The organism is Castellaniella sp. WN (assembly GCF_054457555.1).
The window spans coordinates 483,285-504,635 of record NZ_JBTKZC010000002.1 but is presented as its reverse complement, the minus strand read 5'-3'; the positions used below and the strand labels follow the sequence as shown (position 1 = coordinate 504,635).

The window sequence follows — 21,351 nt, the reverse complement described above, 5'->3', positions numbered from 1 at the left end:
GTTCAGGCCGGTTCAGCTTGTTTCATGCAATAAGCGCCGTGTTTTGACTGGCCGTTACAATTTGGCCGGTAATGGATGAACCTTTGCGCTGCAAAACAGCACAAAACAACAACCCCCCGTCACATCCAAATAACGGATTTATCTTATAAAATCCATATTATTAGTATGGTTATGGAAGCATATGGCCGATTTTCAACCTGTTCGAGATGCCTGTGAAGTCATGGGCGGAATGACCCCGTTGGCCAAAAAGCTGGGGTTGCCTGTACAGGTGGTCAGCAGCTGGGCAGCAGGGACGCGTCCGGTGCCCATTATTCGCTGCGTGGAGATCGAAGAGCTGACAGGAGGGGCTGTCACCCGCAAACAACTGCGGCCCGATGACTGGTGGCAGATCTGGCCCGAGTTGCGGGGGGAGGATTAACCTAAGCGGCCTTTCAGCAGAAAGTAGTCATCGATGGCTGCTTGCCATCGACGTGATTTTATTGTCACAGCCGATCCAATACTGTAAAGTGCAGTACATTTTCAGTGGTTGCCGGAGAGGCTATGAGCAATACCAAGACCGCTACGCTCACGTTTCGTGTCGATCCTGGGCTCAAGAACGGGCTGCGTATGGCTGCAGACCAAGAGCACCGATCTCTTTCCAATATGGTGGAGTTCCTGATTCGCGACTATTGCGAGCGTAAGGGGATCCCGGTCTCGCCCTCCGAAGAAGTCAAGAACAACAACGGAGTGCAGTCATGATCAGGACAGTCAAACAGGCCTGCCGATTCAATCCCATCATTCGTGATTACCGGATGAGCCAGGCGATTGAAAACCTCGCGGATCTCATCAACGATGCAGGCGATGGTCGCGAATTTTTCTCGCGCAACTTTGTCACCCATGGTATGGAACAGCTGTTCCGCGAAGGGTTGCTGCGTCTGTCTGGGAAATCCGACCAGGGGGTCTTCGAACTGACTCAGGCCATGGGCGGCGGTAAGACGCACATGATGATTGCCCTCGGGTTGTTGGCCCGACATACCCATCTCCGCAATGAAGTCTTGCCCGCTGATCTGGCCTCACGACTTGAATTTGGCCAAGCACGCATTGCCGCCTTCAATGGCCGTAATAATCCGGATAATTACGTCTGGGGTGACATCGCCACCCAACTGGGCGAGGCAGAAGCCATCCGGCCCTATTGGGTCAATGGCCCCAAGGCGGTGGATCAGCGCCAGTGGAAGGCGATTATCGGCGATCAGCCCACCCTGATTCTGTTGGATGAACTACCCCCTTATCTGGACAACGCCAGTACGCACAAGCTGGGGGATGGCACGCTGGCCAATATGGTGGTCTACAGCCTGTCCAGCTTGATGAGTGCGGCGCTAGAACTGCCGAACTGTGCCATTGTGATTGCCAACCTGTCGGGCAGCTACAAGTCTCAGACCAAGGCGTTGACGGATGCGATCTCGAATCTGCAGCAGGAAACCCGTCGTCAGGCGATGACGATCACACCGGTGCAGCTGGCAGGCAATGAAATCTACGAGATCCTGAAAAAACGCCTGATCGACGAGCTGCCGGATGAACGGTCTATTTCTGAAGTGGCTGAGGAGTACGCGCAGCAGATCAAGAAAGCAGAGGACGGTGGCTACATCATTGCCAGCAGCATCGAACAGATCGCCGAGCAAGTCAGGGAAACCTATCCCTTTCACCCCTCATTCAAGCACCTGGTGGCGCTGTTCAAGGAAAACGAAGGGTTCCGTCAGACACGGGGGCTGATGCAGTTCACCGCCCGCCTGCTGAAAAGCGTGGATGAACGTGCGGCCGATGATGTTTTCCTGATCGGTACCCAGCACCTGAACCTGAATGACGACCAGGTCAAGGACGAGATCGAACGCATCGCGCCCAAGCTGATGCCGGCGGTGACACGTGACATTGCTGATGCAAGCAACGCCATTGCGGAACGTATTGATCTGGAGTTGGCTAGCGACGCCGCACAGCAGCTGATGACGATTCTGTTGTCATCCAGCCTGTCGCGTGCCGTGGGTGGGCGTATTGGCCTGTCGGAAAGCGAGCTGATCGAATTCCTGGCGGCCCCGCAGCGCAAACCTGACGAGTTCCTGCAAGCTTTGCAGCGGCTACGTGAATCTGCATGGTACCTGCACCGTGAAGAGCAGCGTTTCTTCATCAAGGAAACGGAGAATCTTTCACGGCAGATCGAACGCAACGCTAAAGAAGTTCCCCAGCCCAAGGTGGATCAGGCGCTGATCAATCGCCTGACCGGGGTGCTGTCACCCAATAGCCGCATCGCCTATCAGGATGTACAGGTCTTGCCACGGTTTGAAGATTTGCGGCTGGGCGGCCCGCGCACGCTGATTGTCGTCAAGCCTGATGGCAAGGTGCCTCCCAGCGAGCTGCAGAATTTCTTTGATTATCAACAGGAAAAAAACAATCTGCTGGTCCTGACTGGGCAGGACAGCCTGATGGCGGATGCTGTAGAGGAACGGCTGCGCGAACTGTATGCGATCGAACAGATTTCCAAACGCTTGAAATCCGGCGATACCCTGTACGAAGAAGCGCGTGACCGCCTGGAAGAAGCTGAAGGCCGCTTTGGCAAGGCCCTGTCCGCCGCCTACAACTGCCTGTATGTGCCCATGAATGACGCGACTGACGGGCGCGACGTGCTGGGCAAGGTCAGCATCGATCAGGGACTCAAGCTGGGGCAGGGGGACCAGTCTGCTGAGGCGCAGATTGAAGCGCTGCTGGCCAGCCCACGGGCCGACTATAAACTGATTGCCGCGCTGGGCAGAGACAATTTTGATGAGTGTTTTGCCTTGGCAGAGACCTACCTGTGGCCCTCGGGCAGGGATAATCGGCGTACCCCCTGGAAGGACGTGGCCGCGCGTGCCAAATGCTCGCCCATCTGGCCCTGGATGCCGGGGGCCGGTGGCCTGGATGCGCTCAAGGCCGAGGCGCTGAAACAAGGCCGTTGGCGTTTGGGTGAGGATGGCTATGTTGAGAAGGGGCCGTTCCCCAAAGACAAGGCCACCGTTAACGTGTCGGTGATCAATGTCCGGCAGGAGACAGGTGAAACCGTTCTGTCCCTGACCCCGCGTCATGCAGGGGGCAGCCCTGCCGTCTATTGGTCTACGCGCCCCGACGTGTCCGAGCAGGATCAGCGGGTGGATGATCTGGATAATTTCAGCACGGGTGAAGGCACCGTGTACTTTGTCGTACGTGAGCCGACGGGGCAGTACGAGAGTGGTCCCGCCACACGTTGGCTGGCTGACCTGAAGATCCGCCACCAGGTCGAACCCATTGCGGATAAGCGCAAGGTGACCTTGGCGGTGACGCCCCATGCAGAGATTTTTTACACCCTGGACGGATCCAATCCCAAGGACGGCATCCGCTATGAAGCACCGTTCGAGATTGGCTCGGCCAGTTGCCGTCTGCTGGTGTTTGCACAGGCAGGTGAGGCCAACAAGACAGCCGATTTTCCGATCCCCGCCAGTGGTGACAAGACGGTCCAGGTTGTGGATACCGCACCCGCCCGCCTGCAGGGCAAACGTATTTCATTGGATACGACCGAACGTGTCTTTGGTGTCATCAACCGCTTTCGCGATCAATCCGGTGCCCGCTTCAAGGGCGTGCGCGTTGAAATTGGTGAGGGCGAGAACACGGTCAGCATCCGCTTTCAAGAACGTGAAGTCACGGCCGCCATCATCGAGGGCGTGGTCAATAAGCTGCGCGAACTCTTGGGTGAACCGGATGCCCTGGTCAACGTGATGGTTGCCGACGGCATTCAGTTCGATACGGGCTTTGACCTGAAAGAGTTCGCGCGCCTGGCTGGGGTTGAACTGAAGCCGGGTGATGTCAGTCAGGAGCAGTGATCGTGGTAAAGCCTGCAGGCAAGACCAAACCCCAGGCGCGTGAGCCCATCCCGCACACGCTGGGCTTTGGTGTGCCTGCCACATCGGACCCTCATCACTTCAGGGTGGTCATCCCCAAGGCCAATTCCGCCAAGGTGCAAATCAGCGAACACCTGGGGTTGCAGGCAGCCAGTCAGGATGCAGCGGTCATCGACCGGGTATTGCTGGATCGCCCCCGCTGGACGGCGATCCGTGCCGAGGTGCAGCGGGCCTTTAACGCCCGCCTGGCCGCCCATGGCCTGAAAACGGTCACCTGGCGGGTGGGTGATAACCCGGTGGATCGTCTGCTGGGCAAGGAACTCTGCGTTCTGGCTTGGGCTGTCGAGCAGATGGACCCGGACAAGATCCCCGTGGCGGTGCGCAACTGGTTGGCCCTGCGTCCCGAAGAGCGTTGGTGGCTGTTTGGCATGACCGCCATGAGTACCGGCGGTTTGGCCGATGCGGACAGAGGCTGGCGTGCCGCCTTGAAGCATGCCTTGGGCGATGTAGCGCAAAGCGAGCTGTTAGCCCCCAGAGCCCGCAAGAGCAGCAGCAGTCAGACGGATTCAGTACAGTCCAGCCTGGGGCTGTTCGGCGAGGATGTCTGATGGATGCACAAAGCCTTTTTGATCAGCTTCAGCTGCTGGATGAGTCGGAGCGCGTCGAAGCCAAGACCGCTACCAAGATCGGCACGTCGGTGCTGGAGACCGTATGCGCTTTCGCCAATGAGCCAGGCTTGGGCGGGGGCTGGCTGCTGTTGGGGGTCGAGCAAGATGAATCGAAACGCTTGCCAGCCTATCGGGTCAGAGGGATATCCAACCCGGACCAGCAGGCCAGTGACCTGGCCACGCAAGCCCGTACCGTTTTCAATACCGCGATTCGCCTGGATATTCGCCCAGAGATCCTAGACGGCAAGACCGTCCTGGCGGTGTTTGTGCCCGAGATCAGCCCGTCGGACAAGCCCGTTTATTTCAAGGCGCAAGGTTTGCCCAAGGGGGCCTTCCGGCGGATTGGCAGTACAGACCAGCGCTGCACAGAGGATGACCTGGCCCTCTTTTTTGAGGGCCGTAAGCACGAGAGCTTTGATGCCAGTATCGTCCCGGATGTGATGGTAGAGGATCTGGCACCAGAGGCCATCACGGTTTTTCGCACAGCCCGCGAGCGCATCAGCCCGACTGCCGAAGAGCTGCATTGGAATGACGATGAACTGCTGCAGTCACTGGGGGCGCTGCGTCGTGATGGTGCTGGGGCCTGGCAGCCGACGGTCGCCGGGTTGATCTTGTTCGGCAAGCAGGTTACGTTGCGCAGCGTGTTTCCGATGACGCGGGTCGATTACATTCGCGTGCCGGGCCGTGAATGGGTGCCAGACCCCGACCATCGGTTCGATACCCTGGAATTGCGGGATTCCTTGCCCCGATTGGTCCGCCGGGCCCAAGCCGCGATTATGGACGACCTGCCCAAGGCCTTTGGCTTGGCAGAAGGCGAGATTCAGAGGCAGGACCGGCCCTTCATGCCGGATCGTGTCATTCGGGAAGCCGTCGTCAATGCCCTGGTGCATCGCAGCTATCGCTCGCACGCGCCTGTGCAGATCATCCGTTATAGCAACCGCCTGGAGATCCGCAATCCAGGCTTCTCACTGAAGGCCCCAGAGCATCTGGGGGAGCCTGGGTCCGTGCCGCGCAATCCGAAAATTGCCGCCGCCATGTATGACGCGGGCTTTGCCGAGACCAAGGGCAGTGGCATTCGTGTCATGCGCGACTTGTGTCGGGAAGCGGGCCTGGTTCCGCCGCTGTTCGAGTCCGATCGCGGGCAGGATCAATTCGTCTTGCGGCTTTTCTTCCATCATTTTCTTGGGGAAGCCGACCTGGCCTGGCTGGCTCGATTCAAACGCCTGCATTTATCTGACAATGAAGCGCGGGCGCTGATTGTGGCGCGTGAGAGTGGTGCCCTGGACAATGCCAGCTACCGTGAGCTCAATCGGGTGGACACGCTGACCGCCAGTCAGGCGCTCAAGCGACTGCGGGATGCTGGGCTTCTGGAGCAAAAGGGGCGCGGATCGGCTACTTGGTACCAGCCAACCGCCGAGATGTTGGGTGATGTGCCTCAAGAGGACTCAACGGCCCCGCATGGCGTCCCTGGCGGTACAGCACCGTTACCTAGGGACTTGGGCTCCTTATCTAGGGACCTGCCCCTCTTGTCTAGGAACCCTGATGCCTTAGCTGGCCAGCTGAATGCGGCCACTGATACGGCCCGCCAAGCTTTGCTGGCCGCGTTGCCAGGGACATTGGGGGTGAAGATTGGCAGTCTGGGCAAACGTAGCCCACCGGCAGATGTGAAAAATGTATTGCTGGCGTTGCTGACCCATCAAACCTGGTCCCTGAGCGACTTGGGCGTGCTGTTGGATCGCAATCCCGAGTATTTACGGCAGAAATACCTGCAACCTTTGTTGAGCAGTGGTCAGATCGCGATGATCCGCCCTGACAAACCGAATGATCCGGACCAGGCCTATCAGGCCGTCCATCAAAAGTGATGATGACCCCATGAGTGCACAGACAGCCCCCGCCCTGGTTCCTTTTGCGTTGAAAGATGCACCTGCTTTAATCGAGACGGTGTTTCCAGCGCAGAAGGTGTCGTTTGAGGCGCAGAAGGAACGGATGTCTGGGCGTGCTCAAACGCTGACTGGGCTGGGTTCATTTTGGAAAGGCCGGAAGCCTTTGATTCTGGTGCGTGCCATCGTGTTGGCTAGCCTGTTGCCGACCACTGAAGACGCCCAGGCCGATCTCGCCATCTTCGAAAGGATAATGGCTTTCGACGACGAGGGCTTGGTGCGTCGTGCTTTGGCGGCCAATGCCTTCTCGGTGACTAAGCTGCAGGAGATGATCCCGATCGCCGACCCGGAACGTTACTTCGGCGCACGCGGCTGGCGGCGCGACGTCACCGAAGATGACAAGCTGGCGCTGTATCGGCAGGCACTGGCCACACTGTCGAGCTACGAAGAAAAGGCGGGCATTGGCAAGCGGCCGGAAGAAGTGGATCAAGATTGGCTCTATGCTCCTGTGTGGGCCGAGATCAATCGCCATTACGCCCATATCGGGTTGAATGTCAGCTCATTCGATGAACTGGTCGAGCAACTCGGCATCCTCAGGTACGGCCATCGCCCGCGCGTGGGTGACACCTTCAGCGGCGGCGGCTCCATCCCCTTTGAGGCCGCACGCATCGGCTGCGACACCTATGCCTCCGATCTCAATCCCGTGGCCTGCATGCTCACGTGGGGCGCTTTCAACGTCATCGGAACCAGCGCTGCTCAGCGCGCTCAGATTGACCTGGCCCAGAGCAAAGTGGCGCAAGCGGTGGATGCCGAGATCACCAAGCTTGGTATCGAACACGATGAACGTGGCAACCGTGCAAAGGCCTACCTCTATTGCCTGGAAACACGTTGCCCGGAGACGGGGTGGCTCGTGCCCATGGCACCGAACTGGGTCATTTCGCGCTTCAAAGGAGTGATTGCTGTCTTGGTTCCGAACTACAAGGAGCAGCGTTTCGATATCCAGATCAAGTCGGGGGCATCGAGCAAGGAAGTTGCTCTTGCAGAGATTGGTACCGTGCAAGGTGAGTCACTTGTCTACACGCTTGACGACAAAACCTACCGTACCTCAATCAAAACCCTCCGGGGTGACTACCGTCTTCAAGACGGCACAACGGCCAACAAGCTGCGTCTGTGGGAGAAGAGTGATTTCCAGCCGCGCATGGACGACATCTTTCATGAGCGGCTCTATTGCATTCACTGGATTACTAAAGAAAGCATCGGCAATCCGCGCTTGGAAACGTTCTTTGCCGCGCCGACACTGGCTGATCTTGAGCGCGAACAGAATGTAGAAGATCTTGTTGCCGAGAATCTGAGCCTTTGGCAAAAAGAGGGGTTTGTTTCGGACATGGCTATTGAGTCCGGGTACAACACCGATCAGCCGATCCGAGAGCGTGGATGGACGCACTGGCATCATCTGTTTAATGCACGGCAAATCCAGATGCTGCAATGCATTTTGCGACACGGGCAAATGACAAATACGTGGCTGGCTAGCCTTGGCATCTTGAACCTGCAGTCCAAGCTGTGCGCGTGGCACAACGATGGACGCAAGGGCGGGCTACAGAATGTCTTTTCTAATCAAGCACTGAACACGTTGTACAATTGGGGTTCGCGTGGTCTCGTTGATCTCATCGATTACATCCAGCTTGATACCAAACAGTCACCTGTCCGACAATCGCTCACTTTGAGCGCAACCCCTGCGGACAAGCTCATTGAGCGTTCGGAGCTCTGGATCACCGACCCGCCATACGCCGATGCGGTGAATTACGACGAAATCACCGAATTCTTCATCGCCTGGCTCCGCAAGAACCCGCCTGCACCCTTCGACGATTGGGTGTGGGATTCGCGCCGTGCGCTGGCGGTCAAGGGTTCGGGCGAGGATTTCAGGCGCGGCATGGTCGCTGCCTACAAGGCGATGGCCGAGCATATGCCCGACAACGGCATGCAGTGCGTGATGTTCACGCATCAGAACACCACTGTCTGGGGCGACCTGATCGGCATCTTCTGGGCTGCGGGGCTGCAAGTGGTGGCTGCCTGGTATATCGCGACTGAAACCACCTCGGAACTCAAGAAAGGTGGCTACGTTCAAGGCACGGTCACCCTGATGCTCAAAAAGCGCCCTGCAGGTGAGCGTGTTGGTTTCAAGCAGCGCCTGTTGCCCGCCGTACGTAAAGAAGTCGAAAAGCAGATCGAAACCATGCTGCACCTGAATGACTCTGTTCGGGATCAGCACGATGAGCCCGTGTTCAATGATTCTGATCTGCAAATGGCGGGTTACGCAGCTGCTCTGAAGGTCTTGACGGTTTACACCAAAATTGGTGACGAGGATGTCACGACCTTTGCCTTGCGCCCACGCGCAAAGGGTGAAGTGACAGTGGTTGATGAAATCGTGCAACAGGCGGCAGAGACAGCCTCCAATTTATTGGTCCCAGAGGGCCTGGCCTCGGATGCCTGGCAGCGGCTGACCGGTATCGAGCGTTTCATGCTGCGCATGATGGACATGGAGACAGCAGGGGCTGCCAAGCTGGACAACTACCAGAATTTTGCCAAGGCATTTCGGGTGGATGACTATGCCCGCGTGATGGGCAGCATGAAGCCCAACAGCGCCCGTCTGAAGCGAGTGACGGAATTCGCTTCGCGCGACCTGAGCGACGCCACTGAATTGGGTGCAACGCATCTGGGGCAGCTCATCATCGGCCTGCAGCAGATGCTGAAGGACACCGAGGCGCAGATCGTCGTCGATCAGCTGCGTGCTGAGATGGCCGACTTTCTGGAGATCCGACCACACCTGGTTGAGTTATTGGCTTTCATCGAGCAGACCACTCAGGAACCGGAGGTGCGCAGTGCGGCCGAGGTGCTGGGGGCACGCCTGAAGAACTTGCGGCTGGGTGATTGAGCGTTGGATATAGGAAGATCATGAAAGCAGATTTTTTGGATGCGCATCTGCGACATTGGGAAGATGCCGAGCGCCTGTTCCAGGCAGGACGCCTGGCGAATGCTGACCATCTGTATGGGATGGCAGCAGAATGCGGCTTGAAGAGCTTGATGCTTGAATTTGGAATGCCTTTTGATATATTGAAAGATCGCCCCGATGAGCGAAAGGATCGTGAACACATCAACCTGATCTGGACCCGATTCGAAGTTTATCGTAGTGGTTCGGCGCGAGGGACGGGCTATGTGTTGTCAGCCGCAGGCACGGAGCCCTTTGCTGACTGGCGTGCGTCAGATCGCTATGCCCATCAGTCCGGATTTTCCCAGGATTTCGTACAGGGTCACCAGAAGGGCGCATCGCTGGTCATTGATCTGGTCAAAAAAGCACAACGGGAAGGATGGCTGGCATGACACGAGGGATTTTCCACTTGGTTCCCGAGCCTGTCGTAACCTTTGACCGCATCCTGGAGTCAGTCCAGGACTGGCTCAAGGGGCATCATGGTTCGCTTTCTGATTTGCTGGGGCATGATGGAAGCTGGCTGCTGGTCAATCGTGATCTGAATGGTCGTGTCCGGCTCATTTTGCCGGAGTCTTGCCGTCAAGATGATGCCCTGCGCGGCATGTGGGAGCATCTTGCCTCGCAGTTGCTGTCGCGCCTTGGTCCACACGCCTATCCTGAACCTGTTCAGGTGCTGTATGAGCATGACCTGGATCTGGCGTGCCAGGGGGCAAGCCGCTATCCCTTGGGCCGGTTTTCCAACGTCTGGATGCTGGACCGTTTGGCAACCGAGACAGACTGGGCGCATATCGAACCAGAAACGACCGGAGCCCCCCGCATTGTTTTTTACTCGATCAAAGGCGGTGTGGGCCGATCGACTGCATTGGCTGCCACAGCCTGGCAGCTGGCCCAATCGGGCAAGCGGGTGCTGGTGCTGGATCTTGATCTGGAATCCCCGGGGCTGTCATCGGCCTTGCTGTCTGCCGACGGCCAGCCAACTTATGGCATCACGGATTGGTTGGTTGAAGACCTCGTCGACAATGGCGATGCTGTCCTGGACGCATTGGTGGCTAAAAGTGATTTGTCGCATGACGGTGAGATTCATGTTGTGCCTGCGCATGGCGCGGCCTATGGGGAATATATTGCGAAACTGGGGCGTGTCTGGATGCCGAAGGTGCATGCGGATGGTCGTCGAGAATCGTGGTCGATGCGGCTGAATCGCTTGCTGGTTAAGCTGGAAGAAAAAATCCAGCCTGATGTGGTGCTGATCGACTCACGGTCCGGGATTGATGAAATTGCCTCGGCCTGCGTCACCGAGCTGGGTGCTAATCTGATCTTGTTGTTTGCATTGGAAGGCCAGCAGACCTGGACAGGCTACCGCATGTTGTTTGAGCAATGGCAGCGGGCCGGGGTGGCTGAACATATTCGTGAGCGTTTGCAGGTCGTGGGAGCCTTGGTGCCTGAATTGGGCCCGCTTGATTATCTGGCTAGCCTGCGTGAGCACGCGCATGATGTATTCATCAGTACGTTATATGATGAACTCAAGCCTGTGAAACTGGGGGTAGGCCGTAAGCTTGATGGGACATGGCAAGTGGGAGGGCTTAGTGAGGGCTGGAGCTTTGACGTGGCGGATGAAGGAGCACCCCATTACCCCTGGGCCGTAAAATGGCATCGCAGCTTTGCGGGCTTGCAGTCGTTGCAGGGCCGCCTGGCGGTCATTGACCAGCCAGAAGTTCAATCCCTATTTGGCCCGCTACTTGATGGGGTTGCCCATGTGGTGGATATTACGAGGCAATTGTCATGACAACGGTGCAGGAAATCCGGTCAGCCATCCTGGCGGCGTCGCTGGAGACCAGCAACCACGGTGAAACGCCAGAGGAAGGCACACTGTATTTGCCGCTTTCACATCTCAAGGCGCTTAGGCTGGATGCACATATTGTCGTCGGTGGCCGTGGTGTCGGTAAATCGTTCTGGACGGCTGCCTTGCAGTCACCCGCTTTGCGGGAGCAGTTGAGTGCCAATGCCTCAGAACTGAAGGGCATAGAAGTTTTTACCGGGTTTTCCGAAAAGCCTGCGATTGAAAATTACCCAAATGCGGATACGTTTTCGAGGGTTTTGGCAAACGACGACGATCCTTTTGATTTGTGGCGTTCCGTGGTCTTGCGCTGGGTCGCGGGCCGGGCTGGGGCCAAGATACCCGATGACACTTGGCCGGATACGGTCAATTGGTTGAAGAATAATCCCGAGTCTGCCGCGCGTTTGATGCAGCAGGCACGTAGCTGGAAAGGGCTGATCGTTTTTGATGCACTGGATCGTACCAGTGATGACTGGTCGAAGATGGATGCCATTGTCCGAGGCCTGTTGCGCACGGCTTTATGGTTGAAGGCGTTTCCTGGCTTGTATGCCAAGGTGTTTCTGCGAGAAGATCAGGCCGAACGGACTGTATTTGCCTTTCCAGATGCTTCGAAGCTGACAGCGACCAAGGCTGAACTCAGTTGGGCGAGACACGATCTGCATGGTCTACTTTGGCAGCGCCTGATCAATGCGCCGGGGGTTGGTGGCCAGGTCTTACGCGATCTCTGTGGTCATACCGGTCTGCAAAATCAAATATGGCATTTGTTACCTGAGATGAAGCGTGAATCTGATGCTCAGAAAACCGCTTTTGAAAGGCTTGCAGGTCCTTGGATGGGACGCGATAAACGCCGGGGGGTGCCTTATACCTGGTCTGTAGGGCATCTTGCGGATGGACGTGGACGGACCTCGCCGAGATCATTTTTGGCAGCGATTCGGCAGGCGGTGGAGGACTCCAACGGAAGATATGATGAGCATGGCTATGCCTTGCACTACGAGAGCATCAAGCGAGGAATCCAGAAGGCATCTGAGATCCGAGTGCAAGAAATTGCTGAAGATTACGCCTGGGTGCCTGAGGTGTTGTCAGTGCTGGAAGGGATGAATGTGCCGGTTGAGTTTGAAATGGTAAGGGCAAAATGGGAAGAGTGTTTTCCTCAAGGTAGGCCAAGTATAAATCCGGGACAATTGCCCGCTCAGCATCTTGATCGTGGCTGGGAGGGGATCCGCGAAGACTTGCAGCGCCTCGGTCTGCTGGAAGTCAAGAGGGACGGGCGCATGGATATGCCGGATTTGTATCGTGTGGGCTTTGGTTTGGGCCGCAGGGGTGGCGTCAAGCCTCGAAGTTCAACGGCATGAGCATCCGGCGTTTCTCCTCGCGTACGCATCGTCTGGATGCCAGCTTTCTGATGCCGCACCTGGCCGGTGCCAAGAGCTACAAGCGCATTGCGGGTTATTTCACCAGTTCCCCCCCTGTGTCAGACTAGTTGTCGCATCGGATTTGGAACGATTAGATGAATTTGACGACCTACAGCACGGCCTTCAAAGAGGAGGCGATCCGCAAGACCCTGCAGCGCGGCACGCGCACGGTGGCTGACATGGCCCAGGAGTTGAACATGTCGGTCCATACGCTGAAGAACTGGATTCGCAATCCGAAGATGGCTCATTTGCGCAGGCAATCCTCAGAAGAGGCCCCCGCCAGTCGGTGGACATCCGCACAGCGGCTGCAGGCCCTGCTTGAGACCCATTCTCTGGCCGAAGAGGCGCGCAACGCCTGGTGCCGGGAACGGGGCATCTTCGCCCATCAGCTCACGGCCTGGAAGCATGAGCTCGAACAGTCGGGGAACAAGCCCGCAGCCGATATCCAGGAGCTGCGTCGGCTCAAAGAGGAACTGGTTGGCGTGCGCCGTGATTTGGCCCGCAAGGACAAGGCGTTATCGGAGGCGGCAGCCCTGCTGGTACTGCAAAAAAAATACCAGGCGCTGTGGGAGGACGAGGACAAATGACCTCACTGACACAGCGCCGACAGATCATGGCATTGATTACTGAGGCGGTCACGGCTGGTGCTCGACAGGCACGCGCCTGTGAAGCAATCAATCTGAGCGCACGCACACTGCAACGTTGGCGGCGGGCCCCGGAGCAAGGCGATGGGCGCCCCACGCGGGTACAGCGGCCCTGCAACCGCCTGAGCGATGCCGAGCGTGATCGCATCCTGCGGGTGGTCAACAGCAGCGAGTACGGCCACCTGCCCGCTTCTCAGATCGTGCCACGCCTGGCGGATACGGGGGTCTATCTGGCCAGTGAATCGACGATCTACAGGCTGATGCGTACCGCCGGGCAACTGGTGCATCGCACGCCTGATCGCACGCCTGGCCCGGTGCATCGGCCTCGGGCGCTGACGGCTACTGCGCCAGGGCAGCTCTTCAGCTGGGACATCACCTATCTGCCCGCCACCGTGCGGGGCCAGTACTACTACCTGTACCTGTTTCTTGACCTGTTCAGCCGTCACATCGTGGGCTGGCAGGTCTATGACACCGAGGACAGCGCCCGTGCCAGTGAGCTGATGCGCGATATCTGCCGCCGCGAGGGCATCCTCCCAGGGCAGGTGGTGTTACACAGCGACAATGGCTCCCCGATGAAGGGCGCCACCATGCTGGCGACACTACGGGAGCTGGGTGTGGCGCCATCGTTCAGCAGGCCAGCGGTGAGCAATGACAACCCGTACTCAGAGTCCTTGTTCAGGACTCTGAAGTACCGCCCCCGCTACCCTCGCAAGCCCTTCACCGGTCTGCTGGCTGCCCGGGCCTGGGTCGGTGAGTTCGTGCGCTGGTACAACACCGAGCACCGGCACAGCGCTATCGGCTTCGTGACGCCTGAGCAGCGTCACTGTGGGCGCGATCGCGGCCTGCTCGAACGGCGCCATGCCCTCTATCGGGCGGCCCGCGAAAAGCACCCGGAGCGCTGGAGCGGCAGGACCCGCAACTGGACAAGAGTCGACGAGGTCTTCCTCAACCCGCAGAAGGGTCACGCGTCCTGTGCCAAGCGAAATTCAGACCTCAAGCGGGCGGCTTGAGTCACTCAGAAAATGCGACAGATAGGTTGACAATCACCGTTCCTTGTTTGAAGTCTCGGGCGAGGTGCTGGAACAGATCCCCGAGGTCAAGATCGTCTGCAACGTGGATATCCACCCGGATGATCTGAAGGTTGCCCAGTTCCGAGAGAGCAAGATCCTGGGCCGTTGGAACGAGCGCAGCCTGGAAGCCGAAGCCCTGCTGAACCGCGAGCGTTACCGGCGTCTGGATGCCTTCCTAGCCCGCCACGGGCAGGCGGTACGCATTGCCCCGGATGAGGTGTGCGGGTTTGTGCACGGCAAGGCCGGCGTGATCACCCTGGCTGATGGCCGACGGCTGGGCTTTATCGGCTCGATGAACGAGACGCGCAACGGCTGGCAGCGCCACTATGAAATTCTCTGGGAGGACGAGTCCCCCGAAGGAGTGGCCTGGATCGAGGCAGAGTTCGATTTCCTTTGGAATGCCGCCAAGCCCTTGCCGCAGGCTGTTATCCGTGAGGTTCACCGGCGCAGCTACCGACGCGAGATCGAGTTCACGGAGGTCGATGACGATGAGGCGCTGGCGCCAGCTGCCTTGGTGGAGTCCCCACTGTACCGCGAGGGCCAGCAACTGCAGCCGTGGCAACAGGGGTTTCTGACGGAATGCCTGCGGCATCAGCGGCTGTATGGCGTGGTGCGTCTGCTGCTGGCTGATGAGGTCGGCCTGGGCAAGACCTTATCTTTGGCGACGGCCGCTTTGACGCTGTGCCTGCTGGCCGACAAAGAACAAGGCCCCAAGCGGCCGGTTGTCATCTTTGCACCGGCCACCCTGACCGAGCAGTGGCAGACCGAGATGCTGGATAAGCTGGGTATTCCCACCGCCCGCTGGGATACCGTGGGGAAGGCTTGGCTGGATGCGGATGAACGGGTGATTTCTGCCGCAGGACGTGAGCAGATCGTGCATTGCCCACTGCGTATCGGCATCGTGTCCACTGGCCTGATGATGCGCGATTCTCTGGAAAAACAGCACCTGCTGGGCATGCGCTTTGGCGTCGTCATTCTGGATGAGGCGCACAAGGCCAGAAGCCGCCAAGGGTTCAGCAGGGATGCAGGAACACCGAATGCGCTGCTGGCTTTTATGCGCGAAATTGCTGCCCGTGCAGATCATGTGCTGCTGGGTACGGCGACGCCTATTCAGACAGACCCACGTGATTTATGGGATTTGCTGGGGATATTGCACCAGGGTCAGGGGCATTTTGTGCTGGGGCATGATATGGCACCCTGGCATCGCCCAGAAGAGGTGCTGGGCATTCTAGCGGGGAGTTCGCGGGTACAGTCTTTGGATCATGCCTGGAGCTTGCTGCGTTCACCGCTGCCGCGTACTGAGTCCACCAATGAATCTCGTGCACGGCGTCTGTTTTCTGCGATCCGTGAGGATTTGGGACTGCAGAACGGAGAATGGCAGACCCATCGTGCTTTGGCTGATCTCAGCGAAGATACCTGTGAAATCCTGGAAGAGGAACTGGACCGACTGGTTTCCGGAGCCAGCCTGTTTCAGCGTGAGAACCCCATCGTTCGCCATGTCGTATTGCGCAAGCGCCAGCAGCTGGAACAGGCCCGGGATGCATCGGGGCAGCCGTTGTTGACCCCGGTTGGAGTTGCCGTGTATCCCGACCGGGTGTTGGTCAAACAGCCGCGTACCTTTGATGTTCTATTTGAAGGCAAGGCATTGCGAACCTCAGAAGATTTTCGTGCTGCCTATGATGGTGCCCGTGCTTTCGGTCAGGTGCTGGCCAAGCGTGGCCGAGGCAGCGGCTTCATGAAAAACATGCTGGAACAGCGGATCTGTTCCAGTATCTATGCCGGGCTTTCGACAGCCCGGCGCCTGGTGCAGGGTGAGTCCGTGCACGATGAGGAGGACGAGCAGGAAGAAGATGTCCAGCTTAAAACCCAGGAGGAGCACGAGGTGCTGGGTGCGTTGATCGCCCGACTGGAACGCCTGGACGGTGATCCCAAGATGCAGGCGGTTGTCCACTTCCTGGATGCAGAAGGGTGGCGAGAACTGGGTGTCATCGTTTTCAGCCAGTATTACGACACCGCCAAATGGCTGTCTGATGCCCTGGCTGCCCGGTACCCCGATGAGGTCATTGGCCTATACGCCGGGGCCGGGCGTAGCCGTCTCTACCAGGGGGGTGATAGCGTCAGCGCTAAGCGGGAAACGCTCAAGCGAATGGTGGCCGAGCATCAGATTCGCATCATGGTGGCGACTGACGCCGCCTGCGAAGGCCTGAATCTGCAGACCTTGGGCACCCTGATCAATGTGGATCTGCCTTGGAATCCGACAAAGCTGGAACAAAGGATCGGCCGAATCAAGCGCTTCGGTCAAACCCGAAAAACCGTGGACATGCTGAATCTGGTGTTTGAACAGACCGTGGATGAAAAGATTTACGGGCGTCTGTCAGAGCGCATGAAAGACCGTTATAACCTGTTTGGGGCTCTGCCGGATACCATCCGCGATGAATGGATCGAGGATATCGAGACCCTGGGGGAGCGGCTAGATGAGTATATCAACGCACAGAAAAACGCCACGGGCTTTGATTTGCGGTACACAGGCACCATGATTCCACCTGAAAAAGACTGGCGAGAATTCACCGATGTGCTGTCCCGCCGGGACCTGGCTACGCTGATGAGTGCGGCGTGGGGGTGAAGAGATGCAGTGCGCAAACTGTGTGTTTCATGGGGTAATGAGTGCCTAAGTTCGAGATTTTCAGGCAGTTCCGACAAGTCTTTTTGAGTGCCTTTTATGGAATAATCGACGAGATTTCTTCGTGGTGGTCTTATCGCGTAGCACGATCAGTATGGCATCTCGAAAACAGGAATTTGAGCCGACAGCGCCCGCCTCGCGATGAAACGGAGGCGCAGGATCAATATGACGGTCTATATGTACTTGATGTTAATGTTTCCTATCATGAAACCAGGCATATAGAACGACTTTGCATTAAGTATGGGGTTTCCCTTCCGGATAAATGTAGCGACGAGATGGTGGTGCTCTTCGAAGAGCCTGGCATCAGAGTATTTACCCAGGAAGGAAAAAATCGGCTTTTACATGAAATAGCGATAGCGCGAAAAGAACGGTTGGAAAATTTCCGTTCATGGGTATATGCGTTCTCTGGCCTGCTTGGTATCTTGATAGCATTTATTTCATTTTTGATGGGTGCTTTTGGATGATGCGAAAGTCGTGTGCCTGATCAATAGGATGTTGAGCCGAGCATCCCCGTTATTCAGACCGTCCTCCGTCCGGTAGCGGCGCTCAGCCGCGCGGCCGGTATCCGCAGTCCATCTCCACGGCGCAGGCAGCCATTGCCCTGATCTCGCCGCCTAAAACGCCGACTGTATCACTGCACTCCTTTCTGCAAGGGGTGCGCGTTGCCGGGTACTCACCCGGTCCCTTCGTTTCTCTTCGTTCTCCTTCGGGCTGCGGCTTGCGTGCCCGCCCCTTTCCGGTCGTCCCTTCGTGATCCCCCGAGTTCGACAGTTAGAACCGCAACTCATTGATTTATAAAGAAGCGCCTTAAAAACGCTCCATTACAGATTAACGAAGGCCTCAGTTGCTGTGAGCTTTCCAACCTGCAGGCTCTTCAGGATGGCCGCCTGTTCGGCATCGATCGTCGAGATGCCCGTGATGGATTTGCCGCCCGGCAGCACGACCCGGTGGGTCTGGATGCGACGCAGAATCGACAAGGCGCGCTCGGGCGAGACCACGTCGGCCACGGGCTGTTCGCGCAGCCGCATGCGTATGACCCGTTGCAACACCAAGGCAATAAAGCAGATCATGGCGTGTGCCCGGATGCGATCGGGGCGTCGGTGGTAGACGGGTCCGATCTCAATTTCGGACTTGAGCACCTTGAAGCCCCGCTCGATGTCGGCCAGGGATTTGTAGCGGCTAATCACATCGGCTGGCGCCAGATCGCAGACGTTGGTGATCAGTAGCAGCTTGCCATCCATGGCGCGTGCCAGGGCCAGCGCCTTTTCATTGACCTGGTAGGTGAAGAGCTCACTTTTAAGGTCTACCCGGATGATGCGTGCGAGATGCGCTTCGCAGACCGCGTGATAGAACCGGGCGCGCGCGCCACCATCGGAGAGCTTGCGGCCTTTGCCGCGTACCCCAGCATCCTGGGCGTCCAGTTTGCCGACCCACTGGGCGGCCTGGGCTTCGAGCGCTGCAATTTTCTGATCGCGCTGGGCCGTTTGTTCGGCAGCCCGGTACCGATCATGGGCAACAACCAACCGCAGCCCTTGCCACGCCTGTTCGCCCACGATCTCGGGGCTGTCGCTCTCGATAGCCGCTTGGTTGATCGGTTCGAGCAGCTCGGCAAACTCGTTGTACCGTCGGCCGGGGACCGCCAGAATGAATTCCAACGGCTGGCCATTGGGCAGGCGCATGGCTTGCAAGTCTGCGAGGTTGTCAATCGACAGCAGCCCTCGATCGGCGACGGCGATTACCCGGCGCACCGGGAAGCGATCCATGACCTTTTGCAGCGAGGCCTTCAGCGTCCCCACTTCGGCCGTATTGCCTTCAAAGATCTCGTGATAGAGCGGGATGCCTTCAGCGGTTTGCACCAGCCCCAGCATGAACTGACGGGCAATGATGCCTTCCTTGGACTTGCCAAACTGGCGAATGTCATCCGTTTGCTCAGAGAGCCCTTCGGCACGAATCGTGGTCATGTCGTAGAAGACCACCGACAATTCTTCACTTACCAAGGGTTTGACGGCTGCGACCAGCGCCTGATCGATGACGGCCTGGTGCTCCACCATCGCGTCCATGGTGCGCAGCAATTGCTGGTGCTCAACCGATGCCAGATCGGTATCGGGAAAGCTGACGGTCTGTAGCCAGCGCAGGGTCCCAAGCTTTGAATCGGCATCGCTCAGGCGATTAAAGACCATGACGCGCAGTAGCGCCTCCAGGTCGATTTTGTGGCGGGTGCGCTGGCGCAGCACCTGACGCAGGCGATCCAGGCCCAGCTGCTTCCAGATCTGAGTCAGTGCCCAAAGGTCCCCGATGGCTCGTGAAGAATCGAAGCGGGCGGTGCCATCATCAAGCGCTGGTGAAGGCTCTATGCCCAGGATGCGCGCCAGGCCTTCGTGCAGGGACTTGATGGAATCACCCATCTGGTCCAAACGGCCAAGTGTCGCCACAGTGCGCTGCTTGGGGCACCCAGCGTCGTCGCGGTAGGCCTCCACGAGCTGCACATAGCGGCGGGGGCCTGACTTGGTGACTTTGATAAACATGCCATTACTATAATCACATATACACAGTATAGTCAATGCGCAATTATGATAACGTGCCATTACAAAATTATCGTTGTAATTCTGTGAAAGCCGCGTCGTTACTGCGTTTCGATCAAAAAGCAGGGGTCAAACTGTCGAACTCAGGCGGCCGAGGCTTGAGCTCAGGCCGAACTGCCTCCTTCCGCAGCGTCCATGACCTCATACTGCAGATAGTCGGACAGCCGCTTGTCTTCGGTGACTTCGTCGTGAGGAACCACGAGGTAGCGCCAGGGCTTGCCGCCGACTTCAGCCGCATGTTCACTGGCGTGCCGACACCAACGAGAGGCGGCAGCGCTTTTGGCCTGGACTTCAGCGGAAGCCAGATCGACGCGTGCTTTGGTTTCGACCATCAGGATCATTCCATCCAGCTCGGCCACGAAGTCGGGAATGTATTCCGGCTGTTCGCTGCCCAGCTTGTAATAGATCTGGAACTGGCCCTTGGCGGGCTTGAACCATTTGAGGGCGTCACGTTCCAGCAGCAAGGCAAAATGATATTGCCCCCGTTTTTCGTAGTCCTTAGTTCGGGGTTCAGGCAGCGATTTTATAGTGATTCGCGTGCCAGATTTTTTCGTATTCCATTGGACTGGTGTAGCCCAGTGCCGAATGCAGTCGCCGGTGGTTGTAGAACGTAATCCAGTCCATCACGGCAACTCTGGCTGCGCGGTGGGAAGCAAACTTTCGGCCATCAAAGCAAGCGGCCTTCAAACGCGCCCAGAGGCTCTCTGTTGGCGCATTATCCCAACAGTCTCCCTTCCTGCTCATCGACGGATGGATCTTCCAGGTGCGCAGCGCCTGCTGGAAGTCATGGCTGCAATACTGGGCGCCCCTGTCGCTGTGGAAGATCAGTCCCGGTGCCGGTCGGCGGCGCAAATAGGCCATCTCCAGGGCATCCTTGACCAAGCTGGTCTGCATGTGCGGCTTCAGGCTCCAGCCAACGATCTTACGGCTGAACAGGTCGATCACGGCCGCCAAGTACAACCACCCTTGGTCCGTACGCAAATACGTGATGTCGCCGCACCAGATCCGGTCCGGTTGCGGCGGATTGAATTGCCGCTTCACCAGATTTGGGGCTACTGGCAAGGCATGCCTGCTGTCGGTCGTCACAACATATTTGCGTTTGACGCGAGCGCGTATTCCGTGGGCTTTCATCAGCAACCGAACCCGCTCCTTTCCTACCTTCAGCCCACGTCGCCGAAGCTCCCGATAGATCCTCGGCCAGCCGTACTCTGCCTTCACCTCACGGTGGATGACGCAAATGTGAGCCAGTACCCGTTCATCGGGCAAGCGAGTACCTGCCGAGACACGTCCAGAACGCTGCCAGCCGTAGTAGCCGCTTTCGCTGACACACAACACCCTGCACATCGCACGAATCGGCCAGCGACCTTTCATTTTTTGAATCCAGGCGTACTTTGCAGCGTGTCCAGCGCAAAGTACGCCGCGGCTTTTTTTGCAATGTCACGCTCCATCCGAAGCTGGGCATTCTCAGCTTTCAGACGGGCAATCTCCATCTGTTCCACCGAGACTGGCGCTGTCGCTTTCGTGGGCCCTGGGCCTAGATCCCCGAGCTCGTGTTGACGTACCCAGTTGCCTAAACTTGCCTTCGGAATCCCCAGCGAATCGGCCACGGCACGGATTGACGATCCCGCCAGCACCTGACGCACACTCTCTTGCTTGAACTCCTGCGTGTACTTCGCACGCCTTCTCAAATCTGTCATTTCTTACTCCTTGAGTTCCA

General features: G+C 57.8%; 14 protein-coding genes and 1 pseudogene. 12 read left to right on the top strand and 3 right to left on the bottom strand.

The genetic code is table 11. The features are described from left to right. Positions 1-181 precede the first annotated feature (181 nt). The 12 genes and pseudogenes from ACTPOE_RS16220 (at position 182) to ACTPOE_RS16165 (ending at position 17,516) form a co-directional block, all read left to right on the top strand. Positions 182-418 carry a YdaS family helix-turn-helix protein gene (locus ACTPOE_RS16220; RefSeq protein WP_458873257.1) on the top strand — a complete coding sequence of 79 codons (237 nt, stop codon included), beginning with the start codon at positions 182-184 and terminating at the stop codon, positions 416-418. 122 nt (positions 419-540) lie between these two features. Beyond that, positions 541-738 (top strand): type II toxin-antitoxin system antitoxin, encoded by a 198-nt coding sequence (locus ACTPOE_RS16215; protein WP_458873256.1) that lies wholly within the window; start codon positions 541-543, stop codon positions 736-738. Continuing rightward, positions 735-3,860 (top strand): anti-phage-associated DUF499 domain-containing protein, encoded by a 3,126-nt coding sequence (locus tag ACTPOE_RS16210; RefSeq protein ID WP_458873255.1) that lies wholly within the window; start codon positions 735-737, stop codon positions 3,858-3,860. The genes ACTPOE_RS16215 and ACTPOE_RS16210 overlap by 4 nt, the downstream gene beginning before the upstream one ends. Positions 3,861-3,862: 2 nt before the next feature. Then, entirely contained in the window at positions 3,863-4,486 is a 624-nt protein-coding gene (locus ACTPOE_RS16205) for an anti-phage-associated DUF3780 domain-containing protein (protein WP_458873254.1), read from the top strand. After that, positions 4,486-6,408: an ATP-binding protein gene (locus tag ACTPOE_RS16200; RefSeq protein WP_458873253.1), complete on the top strand. Its 1,923-nt coding sequence runs from the start codon at positions 4,486-4,488 to the stop codon at positions 6,406-6,408. The genes ACTPOE_RS16205 and ACTPOE_RS16200 overlap by 1 nt, the downstream gene beginning before the upstream one ends. Before the next feature lie 10 nt (positions 6,409-6,418). Next, positions 6,419-9,358, top strand: coding sequence for an anti-phage-associated DUF1156 domain-containing protein (locus ACTPOE_RS16195; RefSeq protein WP_458873252.1), 2,940 nt, complete (start codon positions 6,419-6,421; stop codon positions 9,356-9,358). A gap of 20 nt (positions 9,359-9,378) precedes the next feature. Next, positions 9,379-9,804: a hypothetical protein gene (locus ACTPOE_RS16190; protein ID WP_458873251.1), complete on the top strand. Its 426-nt coding sequence runs from the start codon at positions 9,379-9,381 to the stop codon at positions 9,802-9,804. After that, a complete protein-coding gene (locus ACTPOE_RS16185) occupies positions 9,801-11,195 on the top strand; it encodes a ParA family protein (RefSeq protein WP_458873250.1) in 1,395 nt (464 codons plus the stop codon). The genes ACTPOE_RS16190 and ACTPOE_RS16185 overlap by 4 nt, the downstream gene beginning before the upstream one ends. Beyond that, positions 11,192-12,598, top strand: coding sequence for a hypothetical protein (locus ACTPOE_RS16180; RefSeq protein ID WP_458873249.1), 1,407 nt, complete (start codon positions 11,192-11,194; stop codon positions 12,596-12,598). Before ACTPOE_RS16185 ends, ACTPOE_RS16180 begins: the two co-directional genes overlap by 4 nt. A 155-nt stretch (positions 12,599-12,753) precedes the next feature. Then, a pseudogene (locus ACTPOE_RS16175) lies at positions 12,754-14,312 on the top strand (IS3 family transposase). 43 nt (positions 14,313-14,355) lie between these two features. Next, positions 14,356-16,995: a phospholipase D-like domain-containing anti-phage protein gene (locus ACTPOE_RS16170; protein ID WP_458873248.1), complete on the top strand. Its 2,640-nt coding sequence runs from the start codon at positions 14,356-14,358 to the stop codon at positions 16,993-16,995. Positions 16,996-17,036: 41 nt separating this feature from the next. Continuing rightward, complete coding sequence (locus tag ACTPOE_RS16165) at positions 17,037-17,516, top strand: hypothetical protein (protein WP_458873247.1); 480 nt, start codon at positions 17,037-17,039, stop codon at positions 17,514-17,516. Between the two features lie 357 nt (positions 17,517-17,873). On the opposite strand, the gene ACTPOE_RS16160 is transcribed toward ACTPOE_RS16165, so the two are convergent. The 3 genes from ACTPOE_RS16160 to ACTPOE_RS16150 all read right to left on the bottom strand — a co-directional run bounded on the left by ACTPOE_RS16160 (position 17,874) and on the right by ACTPOE_RS16150 (position 21,331). Continuing rightward, positions 17,874-19,577 (bottom strand): IS1634 family transposase, encoded by a 1,704-nt coding sequence (locus ACTPOE_RS16160; RefSeq protein ID WP_458870344.1) that lies wholly within the window; start codon positions 19,575-19,577, stop codon positions 17,874-17,876. Positions 19,578-19,738: 161 nt separating this feature from the next. Continuing rightward, positions 19,739-20,098, bottom strand: a complete 360-nt coding sequence (locus ACTPOE_RS16155) for a hypothetical protein (protein ID WP_458873246.1) — start codon at positions 20,096-20,098, stop codon at positions 19,739-19,741. A 46-nt stretch (positions 20,099-20,144) separates the two neighbouring features. Beyond that, positions 20,145-21,331 (bottom strand): IS3 family transposase gene (locus ACTPOE_RS16150; protein WP_458869997.1). Its coding sequence is split into 2 segments (ribosomal slippage): positions 20,145-21,067 and positions 21,067-21,331, totalling 1,188 coding nucleotides; the frame shifts between segments, so codons are not numbered across the junction. Positions 21,332-21,351: the final 20 nt, after the last annotated feature.

Bases quoted from the DNA above. Each gene is read 5' to 3' on its own strand.
- ACTPOE_RS16220 (WP_458873257.1), top strand. From the start codon at position 182: ATGGCCGATTTTCAACCTGTTCGAGATGCCTGTGAAGTCATGGGCGGA.
- ACTPOE_RS16215 (WP_458873256.1), top strand. From the start codon at position 541: ATGAGCAATACCAAGACCGCTACGCTCACGTTTCGTGTCGATCCTGGG.
- ACTPOE_RS16210 (WP_458873255.1), top strand. From the start codon at position 735: ATGATCAGGACAGTCAAACAGGCCTGCCGATTCAATCCCATCATTCGT.
- ACTPOE_RS16200 (WP_458873253.1), top strand. From the start codon at position 4,486: ATGGATGCACAAAGCCTTTTTGATCAGCTTCAGCTGCTGGATGAGTCG.
- ACTPOE_RS16195 (WP_458873252.1), top strand. From the start codon at position 6,419: ATGAGTGCACAGACAGCCCCCGCCCTGGTTCCTTTTGCGTTGAAAGAT.
- ACTPOE_RS16190 (WP_458873251.1), top strand. From the start codon at position 9,379: ATGAAAGCAGATTTTTTGGATGCGCATCTGCGACATTGGGAAGATGCC.
- ACTPOE_RS16185 (WP_458873250.1), top strand. From the start codon at position 9,801: ATGACACGAGGGATTTTCCACTTGGTTCCCGAGCCTGTCGTAACCTTT.
- ACTPOE_RS16180 (WP_458873249.1), top strand. From the start codon at position 11,192: ATGACAACGGTGCAGGAAATCCGGTCAGCCATCCTGGCGGCGTCGCTG.
- ACTPOE_RS16160 (WP_458870344.1), bottom strand. From the start codon at position 19,577: ATGTTTATCAAAGTCACCAAGTCAGGCCCCCGCCGCTATGTGCAGCTC.